The sequence below is a fragment of the Campylobacter concisus genome (genome assembly GCF_002913765.1).
Classification (GTDB): Bacteria; Campylobacterota; Campylobacteria; order Campylobacterales; family Campylobacteraceae; genus Campylobacter_A; species Campylobacter_A concisus_BB.
The window spans coordinates 323730-336770 of the sequence record NZ_PPCH01000025.1; the positions used below are offsets into that span (position 1 = coordinate 323730).

Sequence of the window (13041 nt, forward strand, 5' to 3'; positions counted from 1 at the left end):
AACTAGCTGTCGGATAAATTTAAGTTAAAAATAGGACTTTAAATATACACAAGAAGGTAATTTGATATATCAAAACAAAATAATTTTAGTCTACATATGGTTATAAAAACCAAATACAAAAAACGAGTAAGTTAAATTTAAAAGCATAGGTATACAAATTTGATATCGCCCATAAAAAATAAAAGCTTCCTCTCGCCCTCCCCCCTAAAAAATTGGACGAGAGAAATTTAAATTTATTCAGCGCTTTGCGTAGCCACGGCACTCTCTATTTCGTCGCTAAAGTCAGCTAGGCTCAGGCGTTTTAGCTGGCGGTAGCGTCTTTGCGCGTCGGCTTTGTTTTTAGCTAGTAACTCGTCTGCGTGCTCAGGGTTGGTCTTTTTAAGCGAGTTGTAGCGAACTTCGTTTAGCAAAAACTCTTCATAAAGCGACCAGTCTGGCTCTTTTGAAGTGATTTTTAGAGGATTTTGTCCCTCTTTTAAAAGGCGCGGATCGTATAGATATGTCGGCCAGTATCCGCATTTTGTGGCGAGCTCGCCTTGGCCGCCTGACTGCGATAAGCCGCCTTTGATGCCGTGAGCGATGCACGGAGAGTAGGCGATGATGAGGCTTGGGCCATCATACGCTTCGGCTGCCGCGATCGCTTTTATCACGTTTGCTTGGCTCGCGTTTGAGTTGATCTGTGCTACGAAAATGTTGCCGTAAGTCATAGCGATGTAGCCAAGGTCCTTTTTCTGAGCTGGCTTGCCGCTAGCTGTAAATTGAGCTATCGAGCCTGCGCGGCTTGATTTTGAGCTTTGGCCACCAGTGTTTGAATAAACTTCGGTGTCAAGCACTAGCACATTTACATTTTCGCCGCTTGCTAGCACGTGGTCAAGTCCGCCAAAGCCGATGTCATACGCCCAGCCGTCGCCGCCGATGATCCATTGCGATTTTTTGACGAGAAATTTCTTAAGCTCTAAAATTTCTTTTACGCCTGGTGCGCTTAAATTTTGCTCTAAAATAGACAATAAATTTTTCGTGATCTCTTGCGTTTTAACGCCATCATTTTTGAAATTTATCCAGTCGTTGAAAAGCGCTGAAAGTGCGTTTGGCACGCTATCTATGTTATTTCTCATTATATCTTCGATGCGGTGGCGCATGGTCTCTATCGCCACGTTCATACCCATGCCAAACTCAGCATTGTCTTCAAATAGCGAATTTGCCCACGCAACGCCCTTACCTTCGTCATTTGTAGTGTACGGAGTAGATGGGGCAGAGCCGCCATATATCGAGCTACAACCAGTTGCGTTTGCCACGATCATGCGCTCGCCAAAGAGCCTTGTAATAAGCGTGATATACGGAGTTTCGCCGCACCCAGGGCAAGCGCCGTGGAATTCAAAGAGCGGTTTAGCAAAACCAACGCCCTTAACGCTCTCTTTGTTCATGAGATCGTCTTTGTAAGCGACCTTTTTAAATAGATAATCAGCGTTTTCTTGCTCGTTTTTACCTAGCTCTTCTTCAAGCGGCACCATGACGAGCGATTTTTCCTTGCTTGGGCAGTTTTGAGCGCATAGCTCGCAGCCGGTGCAGTCTAGTGGGCTAACTTGGATTTTATATTTTAGCCCCTTGACCTCTTTGCCTTTTGCCTCTAGGTTGTGCTCTTTGACGCCTTGTGGGGCTGCGCTAAGCTCGTTTTCGTCTATCAAAAATGGCCTGATTACAGCGTGAGGGCAGACAAATGCGCACTGGTTGCACTGGATGCAGTTTTGCTCGATCCATTTTGGCACCATAACGCCAACGCCGCGTTTCTCGTAAGCCGTCGTGCCAGCTTCGAAGTGTCCGTCCTCGTAGCCTATGAAGGCTGAGACTGGCAGGCTGTCACCGCGAGCCGCATTTATCGGTTTTACGACGTTTTCGATGAAGCTGTTGCCGATGTATTTTTCATCTTTTTGTTCATCGTCTGCTAAATTTGCCCACGCAGGATCGACTGGCACTTTTATGAGTCCATTTGCGCCAACATCGATAGCGTTGTAGTTCATCTGCACGATAGCTTCGCCTTTTTTAGCGTAGGCTTTGTGCGCGTACTCTTTCATATATTTTTGCGCATCTTCAAATGGTATGATGTCCGCAAGCTTGAAAAATGCCGACTGCATTATGGTATTTGTGCGGTTTTTAAGGCCGATGTCGTGTGCTAGCTTTGTTGCGTTTATGATGTAGAAATTTATATTTTTGCTAGCTAAAATTTTCTTAACTTTATTTGGCAACTTCGCTATGGTCTGCTCTGCGTCCCATATAGAATTTAATAAAAATGTGCCATTTTCTCTGATGCCGTCAATCACGTCGTAAATTTCAAGATATGCTGCGACTGAGCAGGCTACAAAGTGCGGGTTTGAGACGAGATAGGTCGAGCGGATCGGCTTTTTGCCAAAGCGAAGGTGCGAGCGTGTGTAACCGCCTGATTTTTTACTATCGTAGGCAAAATATGCCTGTGCGTAAAGATCGGTCTTATCGCCGATGATCTTTATCGAGTTTTTGTTTGCGCCCACGGTGCCATCAGCGCCAAGGCCGTAAAATAAGCACTCTTTAACGCTCTCGTCGCTTAGTGAAATTTTCTCTCCAGTCGGTAGTGACGTAAAAGTTACGTCATCAACGATACCCACTGTAAAGCCATCTTTTGGCTCGTTTTGGTTTAAATTTTCAAATACAGCTAGCATTTGCGCAGGATCGACGTCCTTTGAGCTTAGGCCGTATCTGCCGCCAACTATGATCGGGGCGTCCTTTTGGCTATAAAATGCAGCTTTTATATCAAGATATAGTGGCTCGCCAAGGCTGCCAGGCTCTTTTGTGCGGTCAAGGACGGCTATTTTTTTCACGCTCTTTGGCATCACGTTAAAGAGATACTTTGTGCTAAATGGGCGGTACAAATGCACCTTGATGATGCCCACCTTTTCGCCTTTTGCGTTTAGATAATCAACGACCTCTTCAAGAGTTTGCGTCACTGAGCCCATAGCTACGATGACGCGCGTAGCCTCAGGGTCGCCGTAGTAGTTAAACGGCTTGTAGTCTCTGCCAGTGATCTTTGAAATTTCAGCTAAGTAGTTTGCCACGATATCTGGCACTGCGTCATAAAAGCGGTTGCTTAGCTCTCTTGTTTGAAAGTAGATATCGTCATTTTGCGCCGTGCCTCTTGTTTTTGGGCTCTCTGGATTTAGCGCTTCGTCTCTAAATTTCTGTAGCGCCTCTCTGTCAAGAAGTCTATCAAAGTGCGCGTAGTCCATCACTTCTACTTTTTGAATTTCATGGCTCGTTCTAAAGCCATCAAAGAAGTGTAAAAATGGCACTCTGCCTTTTATCGCCGCTAAATGCGCTACGCCAGCGATGTCCATCACCTCTTGCACTGAGCCGCTTGCTAGCATAGCAAAGCCAGTTTGGCGACAGGCATAGATATCTTGGTGGTCGCCAAATATTGAAAGTGCCTGCGCTGCCAGAGAGCGAGCTGAGACGTGGATGACACCAGGGAGGAGCTGGCCTGCGATCTTATACATATTTGGAATTTTTAAAAGTAGGCCTTGTGAAGCTGTGTAGGTCGTAGTTAGGGCGCCAACTTGTAGCGAGCCATGCACCGTGCCAGCTGCACCGCCCTCGCTTTGCATCTCGACTACTTTTACTGGCATACCAAATAAATTTTTCTTGCCCTGTGCTGCCCAAAGGTCAGTGTAGTCAGCCATAGGCGAGCTAGGAGTGATAGGGTAAATTCCAGCTACTTCGGTAAATGCGTATGACGCGTAAGCTGCGGCCTCGTTTCCGTCCATAGTTTTCATTATTTTTGACATATTTCCGCCTTAAAATTATCTTAAAAATGGCTTTATTATAAGGAAATAATCCAAAATTTGTCATTAATCTCTATCATTAAAAAATTAAAATTTATAAATAACTAAGATGTAAGTCAAATTTTAATATTGTAGAGGCAAAGTAAAAAGGATGAAATTTTGATAAATATTCATAAAATAGCCTATCTAAGGGTTGTCGCGCTAGCTTTTGCAGCTTTTATATTTAATACAACCGAGTTCGTGCCGGTGCCACTTTTAAGCGACATAGCAAAGGATTTTGGCATGAGCACGGCTGATACTGGGCTCATCATCACGATATATGCGTGGAGCGTGACGATACTCTCGCTACCTTTTATGCTGCTAACTGCAAATTTAGAGCGAAGGTCGTTACTTTTAAAGGTTTTTATCATCTTTGTCGCTTCTCACGCACTTTGCGCTGTTGCTTGGAATTTTACTGTTTTAGTCATAGCTCGCGTGCTAATAGCCATCTCACACGCCATATTTTGGTCGATCACCGCCTCGCTTGCTGTTAGGGTGGCACCTATCAATAAAAGCTCGCAAGCTCTAGGACTTTTAGCACTTGGCACATCGATGGCGATGATACTTGGCTTGCCACTTGGCAGGATTTTAGGCGATAGCTTGGGCTGGCGTGTCACATTTGGGCTGATAGGGATCTTTGCTGTGGGCGTTGGCGCTTGGCTATATAAAATTTTGCCGCTTTTGCCTAGCAAAAACTCAGGCTCGCTAAAGAGTTTGCCAGAGCTTGCAAAAAATGGCTTTTTGATGGTGATATTTTTGCTAACTGCTATCGTTATCAGCGCGCATTTTAGCACCTATAGTTACATCGAGCCATTTGCTAAAGATATTAGCGGTTTTGATGGTAAATTTATCACTATATTTTTGCTTTTATTTGGCATCGCTGGCATCGTAGCAAGCGTGCTTTTCTCTAAATTTTATAAACTCATACCAAATGCTTTTACAGCTACCTCAATAGCGATCATTTTAGCCTGCTTGCTGACATTAAATTTCATCGCTACAAATGAGAGCTTGATGCTCGCGCTTGCCTTTATCTGGGGGCTTGGCATAGCTGGGATAAATATGAGCTTTCAGATAAAGGTGCTAAATTTAGCCTCAAATGCCACGGACGCTGCGATGGCGATATATTCAGCAATTTATAATATCGGCATAGGAGCTGGCGCGCTAATAGGTCATCAAACGATAGTTCATCTTGGCGAGCAAAATATCGGCAACGTTGGTAGCACTTTTGCAGCGGTTGGACTTGTCATCTTTCTCGTTGCAGCGGTTAAATTTAGGGCAAAAGAGCTCCAAAAGTAAATTAAATGAAAATTTTTATTTTAGTTTAAAAAAAGGTTTTCTGCACTAGAATTTGACCAGTTAAATTCGCTCAAAGGAGTATAAAATGGCTTTTGGGGGTATTATAATTGGTCTAGTGACCCTTTTTGTAGTGGGATATGCCATCATCAAAGGCAAATACGCGCCACTCGTTCTCTTTCTCTCTGGCGTTTTTATGCTGATCTGCTCGGTCATGCTTGGCACTGGGCACTTTATGCCAAAGCAGGCTGTGCCAACTGGAAATGAATATTTTAACATCGTAGAATTTATACGCTACATGTTCTCAAACAGGCTTTCAAACCTCGGCCTCATCATCATGTTTATGGTCGGTTTTGCAAGCTATATGACGCACATCGGAGCAAACCACGCCTTCGTTGGTATCGCTACAAAGCGCTTTAAGATGATAAAAAACCCTTACATCATGGTTTTTGTCGCATTTTTGGTCGCAAAGCTTATCAGTATGGTTATCACCAGTGCCGTTGGGCTGGGCGTTTTGTGTCTTGCTCTGCTTGGGCCAGTGCTCATCTCGCTTGGGCTAAATAAACTAACAGTTGGCTCGATCTGCGCTATGTCTGGAGCTGTTTCGCTGGTGCTTCTTGGTGCTTCGACAGCAGCCGCCGCAAAGGCTACACAGCTTAATATACTGGATTATGTATTTACATATAAAATTCCAGCCGGTCTGCCAACGACACTAGTTATTGGCATCGCTCTAGTTTTTTGGAACAGATATCTGGATAAAAAAGAGGGCTGGGTTTGCAGTGAGCATGTGGGCGATGTTATGGAGTTTGAGGGGACAAAGGACGAGCTTAAAGATGCACCTAAAATTTACGCACTACTGCCATTTTTACCGATGATATTAGTCGTTGTGTTCTCACGCTACGCTATCACTTCTATCAAGCTTGATATTTCAGCCATTATCATCATCTCAGTTGTCATTGCCATGATATTTGAGGTGGTAAGGTGTGGGTTTAAATTTGACGTTATTGCTGATGGGCTCAAGGTCTTTTTTAACGCTATGGGTAAGAGTTTAAGCGGCGTTGTCGTTTTAATTATCGCAGCTGGTGTCTTTGCAGAGGGCTTTAAGGCTCTTGGTATGATAGATGCGATCATAAAACTCGCAAATACTCTAGGATTTGCTGGCTTTGGCATGTCGGTACTCTTTGTCGTTATCACAACGATAGTTACCATCATCTCTGGCTCAAACGGAGCGAGCTTTTATCCGCTCATAGAGATGGTGCCGCAAATCGCATCTAAACTAAACGTGAGCTCAGTCATGCTGGTACTTCCTATGCACCAAGCCTCAACGATCGCCCGTCCGATCTCGCCAGTATCAGGCGTAGTCATCGCCATAGCCGGCATGCTAAAGTGCAGCCCAATGGATATCGTAAAGCGCTGCAGTGTGCCTGCTATTTTGGGACTAGTAAGTCATCATATTTTTGTATTTTTACTTTCATTGTGAGGACGGTATGAAGCGAGTTGTTTGGGACTTTAGCGATGCTTATGGCGACATTGATAGTGCTAAATTTAAAGAGGCGTTTGAAAATTTAGAGGCTCTTATCTTAAAGGCTAGAAATTTAGCCAGCAAAAAAGAAGGTTTAAGCTTAGCCATAAATGCTTATGAGCTTGCTTTTGGCGAGCTAAATTCGCTTTTGGCGTTTTGCAGGTGCAAGGCGAGCAATGACGTAAAAGACGAGCGAGCAAGCGCTGCGGAGATCCCACTTTTGATGAGTGGAGTAAATTTAGAAAAAACAAAGCTAGCCATTTTTAATGCCATTGACGAGCTTGAAGGCTCAAATTTATTCTTTAAAAGTGGTGAGTTTGAAAAGATAAAGCCACTTTATGATGAATACAAAAATAGCTATCAGCGTATGCTTAGCACAAAAAGTGGCGAAATTTATGATCAAATTTCACTTAGTAACTTTGCGCCGCTTTACGGCATATTTAGGCACCTAAACAACCTCATATCAGTAAAAGCAGTAAATAGCTCTGGCGAAGAAAGCACCTATAGCTACTCAAAATGCGCTGGCGTTTTAAAAGGCTCACCAGATCAAACTCTAAGAAAGAGCGTCTTTTGCGGGCTAAAAGAGCACTATGAAAAGCATGCAAATTTATACGCAGACTTGCTAAATATGCTAGCTGGATTTAGGCTTAATAAATTTAATGCCGCAAAAACCGACTTTTTAACGCCAAGTCTGGAGCAAAATAAGATCAGCAAAGATACGCTTGATGCGATGTTTGAGGCAGTTTGTATGAGGCTAGAGAAGATAAGAGAGTGTGTGAGTCTTAGAGCGAAGTACTTTCCAAACGGCGAAATTTACGCTTGTGACCTTTTGGCTCCCTCGCCATTTGCTAACAAGGATAAATTCTCCTACGAGGAGGCTATAAATTTGATCCTTGCAGCACTTAGCAAGCTAGGTATTGAAGCTTGCGAATTTGTTAATATGATGCTAGAAAAGGGCTGGATAGAGGCCGAGGGGCGTGACAATAAAACGGCTGGGGCATTTTGCGTTTGGCTTGGCAAATTTAAGCAGCCACGCCTCTTTTCAAGCTATACAGGTGCTCTATCTCACGTGATACAGCAGGCTCACGAGCTGGGTCACGCTTGGCACTACTGGCTCATGCGCGACATCTGCGCACTTCATCAAAAGCCGCCTATGAGCCTAGCTGAGTGCGCTAGTACATTTAATGAAGCCCTGCTTAGAAATCACCTTAGAAAAAGTAGCAGTAATGATAAATTTTGCTTTGATATCCTTTGGCAGGAGCTAAAGTCAGCGGCAAATTTCATGTTAAATATCGCCGTTAGATATGAGTTTGAAAGCGCCTTTTTAAAAGCTAGGCAAAATGGCGTTGTGAGCGTTAAAGAGATAGAAAATTTCATGCAGATAGCGTGGGATAAATTTTATGGCGAGACGACAAAAGATAGTGAGAGCATTTTGCCTTACTTTAAGCTGCATTTTTACAAAACAGATCAATACATCTACAACTATCCTTATATGATCGGCTATTTGATATCGCAGTTTTTAATAAGCGAATTTGAAAATGATAGCGGTAAATTTCTGGTAAGATATAAGGCATTTTTGATAGATAGTGGGGTGATGAGCGTTGAAGATCTTTTGCAAAAACACTTCAAAAAAGATGCCAGAAGAAGCGAATTTTGGCTTCAGTGTGTGGACCATGCTTTGGGCTACGCAGATGAGTTTAAAAAGCTAGAAAAGAAAATTAACTTTTAAATTTAACCTCCCAAAACAACCAAAAACGTTACAAATTTCTACAAATAAGTGATAATAAATATCATAACTAAGAATAATTTTAGCTAAGCTTTTTTATAATCGTTATCAGAAAAACAAATAAAAATTAGGAGCTTGTTATGTCAGTTTTAGTTATCGGAGCAGATGAGATCACGCCTATTAAGGCGGTTTTGCATGATTTGGGCGCTGAGAAGATAGAGCACTGGGATGCTAGAAATGAAAACCGCGTAAATCGCAAGCCGATCCCGCAAGATACTGAGTGCGTGGTGATGCTCACTAGCTTTTTAAACCACAACACGATGAAGACTATTAAAACTCAAGCAAAAAAGAGAAATATTCCTATCGTTTGTGCCAAAAGAAGCGTTAGTTGCGTATTTTGCGAGTATTGTAAGGTCTTTGGACTAGATAAGGAATTTGGATGCAAAGAATAATCGATGAAGTTCGGGTTTTTATCAGATATTGGCGAAATAACTCCAAGTATTTTTGCAAAGCTTGACAAGCTTTCGCGTGCGAAAATTTTCATCGCACTTTATAATGTTGGCGTTGAAAGCGAGCTAAAGATCCCGCTTTCTTACGCTAAATTTCTAAATTTCAAAGACATTTTTGAGGCTAGGATAAATTTCTTACTGCGTGATAAATTTTTAAATTTCAAACCAGTTGATAGCTTTTGCATACCTTCAAACGTCGTTATAAATGCTTACTTGCAAAATGATTTTAAAGGGTTAAGATTTGTAGCAAAAGAGCCAAAGATGGCAGCTGCAAAGATGATAAAGATGCTTTATAGAAGCGGGGAATTTGAGTTTTTCATTGACGCAGCGCAGATGTTTTGCCAGTTTGTTTATGATAAAATACGCCTCCGCCATCAGGACAAAGAGGTCGTGCTAAATGGCGGTGTCATCTCGGTCAAAAAAGATGGCAAAAATTTACTCAGCGTCATGCCAAGCTTTAAAAGAGTGAGCTTTGATGATATGAGAAATTTAAACGACGACATCGATGCAGCCGTTTGCGCGCTTGGTCACGAGTGCGAGATGGTCTATATCGTTTGCCCTAGAAATGAGGAATTTAGGCGGCACGTTGAGGTTAGACACTGCTTTGCTAGAGGGTGCATAAAGCTCGTGCCTTATACGATTATTAGTAAAATTTTTTAAAAAGGATAAAAATGATAGGTATAGTTTATGGAAGCAGCATGGGAAATACCGAAGATGCAGCAAAACTTATAAGCGAGGGCTTGGGCCTTGAAAACGAGCTTTTAAACGTCTCTGACGTGGACGCAGCGAAGCTAAATGGCTTTGATAAGCTCATCCTTGGCACATCGACTTGGGGTAGCGGCGATCTTCAAGATGACTGGGATGCGTTTGATTTTAAAGCGTTAAATTTAAGCGGTAAAACAGTCGCTGTTTTTGGCATGGGCGATAGCGAGAGCTACTCTGATGAGTACTGTAACGGCATGGCAAAGCTTTACGATGAGGTCGTAAAAGCAGGTGCAAAAGTAGTTGGCGAAGTTAGCACTGATGGATATACATTTGATGGCTCTGATGCCGTAAGAGGCGGTAAATTTGTAGGTCTAGCGCTTGATGCTGATAATCAGAGCGACAAGACTGAGGGTAGAATTTCAGCTTGGATCGAGCAGATAAAACCATACTTTGCGTAATTAATTTAGCTAGATCTTCTAGCTAAATTTATATATCCATAGCCGAGATGAAGCTTTTTATCCTCTCATTTTGGCTGTTAAAAAACTCATCTACCAAGCCATCAAAGGCGATCACACCTTTATCTAAAAACAAAATTCTATCAGCTATCTTTCTAGCAAAATTCATATTGTGAGTGACGATGATCATAGACTTTTTCTCTTTTGCAAGAGATAAAATGACCTTTAAAACTTCAGCCTCAAGCTCTGGATCAAGCGCACTTGTAGGCTCGTCAAGTAGCAAAAAGTATGGATTTACAGCTAGCGCTCTAGCGATGGCCACGCGCTGTGCTTGTCCGCCTGAGAGCCTATTTGGATAGGTATCTTCTTTGTGGCTAAGACCCACTTTAGCTAAAAGCTCTTTTGCCTCTTTTATCGCTTCGTTTTTATCCTTTTTTTGAACGTAGATCGGAGCTTCGGTGACATTTTGAAGCGCTGTTAGGTGCGGGAAGAGGTTGAAGCTTTGAAAGACCATGCCTGTTTTTTTACGAATTTCTAAAAGATCTTTTGAGCTAAGCTTCTCTTTAAAATTTACACTCCTATCATCTACCTCTAAAGTGCCACTTTGTGGGATCTCAAGTAAATTTATGCATCTAAGAAGCGTTGATTTGCCACAACCAGATGAGCCAACTATCACGGTCGTTTGCCCCTCTTTAAAGCTTGTATTTATGTTATCTAGCACCAAATGATCGCCGTAAGATTTGCTTATATTTTTAAAATTTATAGCCATTAGACATACCTTGAGACAGCTTTTTCAAGCCTTGATTGAAGATAGGTTAAAAGTGTGCAAACCGCTAAATAGATGAGCGCTGCTAGAATGTAGAGGATGAGTGGCTCAAAGGTCCTTGCTGCGATCCTTTGAGCGACCATAAACATATCTACCATCGTTATAGAAGCTGCTAGTGAAGTGTCTTTAACAAGGCCTATAAATGTGTTTGAAAGCGGAGGGAGCGAGATCCTCACTGCTTGAGGTGCGATGATGCGCTTTAAAATTTGATAGTGTGTCATGCCAAGCGATGTGGCAGCTTCCCACTGACCTTTTGGCACAGAAAGTATGGCAGCCCTTACAGACTCAGACGCATAAGCGCCCACGTTTAGGCTAAATGCGATAGTGGCCGCACTCCAAGTATCAAGCGTGACGCCGATGCTAGGAAGCCCGTAAAATACGATGAAAAGCTGCACAAGAAGCGGCGTGCCACGAAATATCCAAACATAGGTGGCAAATATAAATTTTAAAATTTTTATATTTGAAAGCCTTGCTACTGCTGTGATAATGGCGATGACAAGCCCTAGCGAAAACGAGAGCAAAGTAAGTGGGATCGTCACTTTTAAAAGTGCGATGATCATCGGTAGCGTCGAGCTTGAAACAAGCTCGATCACTCTATCTAAATTTTCCATTTTTGCCTTGTTGGTTTATAAATTTATTTTGAGACGTCTTTGCCAAAGTAGCTTTTCGAGATGGCTTCTAGTTTTCCTTCTTTTGAAAGTTCGTTTAGTGCATTTGAAATTTGCTCTGCAAGTTCGGCGTTGTCTTTTTTGACAGCTGCTGCTGTGTAGTCTTTCTCGTCAAGTGAGGCAGCTATCTTTACAGGTGCGTTTGGACGCTCTTTTATGAAGTCGTAAAATACGATGTTATCTCTTACAACAGCATCTACACGCCTTGATATAAGAAGCTCCATGCTTTTAGCAAAACTGTCTGTTACGATGTGCTCAGCACCGTATTTTACAGCGACTTTTGCCCAGTTGCTAGTCGCTGAGTCGGCATCTTTTTTACCTTTTAGATCAGCAAAACTTTTTATATCGTTATTATCTTTTCTAGTGATGATAGCGCCAAATGTCACAGTATAAGGCACTGAAAAAGCATACTTTTTCTTTCTCTCATCAGTTATGCTAACTTGATTAAACACAACATCTGCTTTGCCAGCGTCAAATGCTGCTAGCATCGCGTCCCAAGGAGCTGTTAGAAACTCAACTTTTAAATTTAACTTTTTTGCTACTGCTCTTGCGATATCTACGTCGTATCCCACTAGCTCATTTTTGTCATTATAAAATGTAAAAGGCGCGTAAGTGCCTTCTGTCGCTACTGTTAGCACGCCATCTTTTATAGTTTTTGCTTGCAAATTTAGAGCCATTGCAAGCACTGCTACTACTTTTAATAAATTTGTAAATTTCATTTTGATCCTTTATTTTGAAATATCTTTTCCAAAATATTTCATCGAAATTTCGCTTATTTTGCCCTCGGCTTTTAGCTCATTAAGCGCTTTGTTTATCGCTTCTAGTAGCTCGGTGTTGCCCTTTTTAAGAAGTGCAGCTGTTGGCATCGGCTCGTTGCTAGTGTATGCGATCTTGAGCGGTGCATTTGGGCGTTGTTTGATGTAGTCAAAAAATGTGACGTTATCATTTATCGTATCGTCAGCTCTTTTTGAGATGATAAGCTCCACACCTTTACTAAAGCCATCAGCCACGACCACTGTTGCGCCGTTTTTCTCAGCTATCGCTGCCCAGTTGCTAGTTGCAGAGTGCACGCTTTTTTTACCCTTTAGATCAGCAAAACTTTTGATGTCGTTATTGTCTTTATGCACGACTATTACGGGATATGGCATGGTGTAAGGCACGCTCATATCATACTTTTTCTTTCTATCTTCGTTTATGCTAACTTGGTTAAAAACAACGTCTGCTTTGCCAGCGTCAAATGCCGCAAGCATCGCATCCCATGGGGCTGTTAGAAACTCTATCTTTAAATTTAGCTTCTTTGCAACAGCTTTTGCGATATCTACGTCATATCCTACTAGCTCGCCCTTTTCGTCATAAAATGAGTAAGGTGAGTAAGTGCCTTCAGTTGCAACTATAAGCTCACCTTTTTTGATAGTTGAAGCATTTAAATTTAAAGCTAAAAAAGCACCTGCGATAAAGCCAAAAATGGGCTTAAAATTCATTGATTCTC

The 13041-nt window shown here is 42.2% G+C and carries 11 protein-coding genes; 6 read left to right on the forward strand and 5 right to left on the reverse strand.

Annotated elements, in window-relative coordinates:
* Nucleotides 1–233 precede the first annotated feature (233 nt).
* Nucleotides 234–3812, reverse strand: a complete 3579-nt coding sequence (gene nifJ, locus CYO89_RS08465; RefSeq protein WP_103597961.1) for a pyruvate:ferredoxin (flavodoxin) oxidoreductase — start codon at nt 3810–3812, stop codon at nt 234–236.
* A 156-nt stretch (nt 3813–3968) separates the two neighbouring features.
* Here nifJ and CYO89_RS08470 point away from each other — a divergent pair, with 156 nt between their 5' ends.
* The 6 genes from CYO89_RS08470 (at nt 3969) to fldA (ending at nt 10061) form a co-directional block, all read left to right on the forward strand.
* A complete protein-coding gene (locus CYO89_RS08470) occupies nt 3969–5144 on the forward strand; it encodes a sugar transporter (RefSeq protein ID WP_103597962.1) in 1176 nt (391 codons plus the stop codon).
* Nucleotides 5145–5229: 85 nt separating this feature from the next.
* A complete protein-coding gene (gene dcuC / locus CYO89_RS08475; protein WP_103597963.1) occupies nt 5230–6621 on the forward strand; it encodes a C4-dicarboxylate transporter DcuC in 1392 nt (463 codons plus the stop codon).
* Between the two features lie 7 nt (nt 6622–6628).
* Nucleotides 6629–8392: a M3 family metallopeptidase gene (locus CYO89_RS08480; protein WP_103597964.1), complete on the forward strand. Its 1764-nt coding sequence runs from the start codon at nt 6629–6631 to the stop codon at nt 8390–8392.
* A 137-nt stretch (nt 8393–8529) separates the two neighbouring features.
* Complete coding sequence (locus tag CYO89_RS08485; RefSeq protein ID WP_002939277.1) at nt 8530–8841, forward strand: DUF2325 domain-containing protein; 312 nt, start codon at nt 8530–8532, stop codon at nt 8839–8841.
* Between the two features lie 3 nt (nt 8842–8844).
* Nucleotides 8845–9558: a UDP-N-acetylmuramate--alanine ligase gene (locus CYO89_RS08490; protein ID WP_103597965.1), complete on the forward strand. Its 714-nt coding sequence runs from the start codon at nt 8845–8847 to the stop codon at nt 9556–9558.
* Nucleotides 9559–9569: 11 nt separating this feature from the next.
* The gene (fldA, locus tag CYO89_RS08495; protein ID WP_103580793.1) at nt 9570–10061 is read left to right on the forward strand and encodes a flavodoxin FldA; all 492 of its coding nucleotides are present in this window, start codon (nt 9570–9572) and stop codon (nt 10059–10061) included.
* 28 nt (nt 10062–10089) lie between these two features.
* Here fldA and CYO89_RS08500 read toward each other — a convergent pair whose 3' ends face one another.
* Genes CYO89_RS08500 through CYO89_RS08515 form a run of 4 tightly spaced genes read right to left on the reverse strand, consistent with a single transcriptional unit; the run spans nt 10090 to nt 13033 of the window.
* Nucleotides 10090–10827, reverse strand: coding sequence for an amino acid ABC transporter ATP-binding protein (locus CYO89_RS08500; protein ID WP_103597966.1), 738 nt, complete (start codon nt 10825–10827; stop codon nt 10090–10092).
* The gene (locus CYO89_RS08505) at nt 10827–11495 is read right to left on the reverse strand and encodes an amino acid ABC transporter permease (protein WP_103597967.1); all 669 of its coding nucleotides are present in this window, start codon (nt 11493–11495) and stop codon (nt 10827–10829) included. The genes CYO89_RS08500 and CYO89_RS08505 overlap by 1 nt, the downstream gene beginning before the upstream one ends.
* Before the next feature lie 23 nt (nt 11496–11518).
* The gene (locus tag CYO89_RS08510; RefSeq protein WP_103597968.1) at nt 11519–12271 is read right to left on the reverse strand and encodes an amino acid ABC transporter substrate-binding protein; all 753 of its coding nucleotides are present in this window, start codon (nt 12269–12271) and stop codon (nt 11519–11521) included.
* Nucleotides 12272–12280: 9 nt separating this feature from the next.
* The gene (locus tag CYO89_RS08515) at nt 12281–13033 is read right to left on the reverse strand and encodes an amino acid ABC transporter substrate-binding protein (protein ID WP_012001170.1); all 753 of its coding nucleotides are present in this window, start codon (nt 13031–13033) and stop codon (nt 12281–12283) included.
* Nucleotides 13034–13041: the final 8 nt, after the last annotated feature.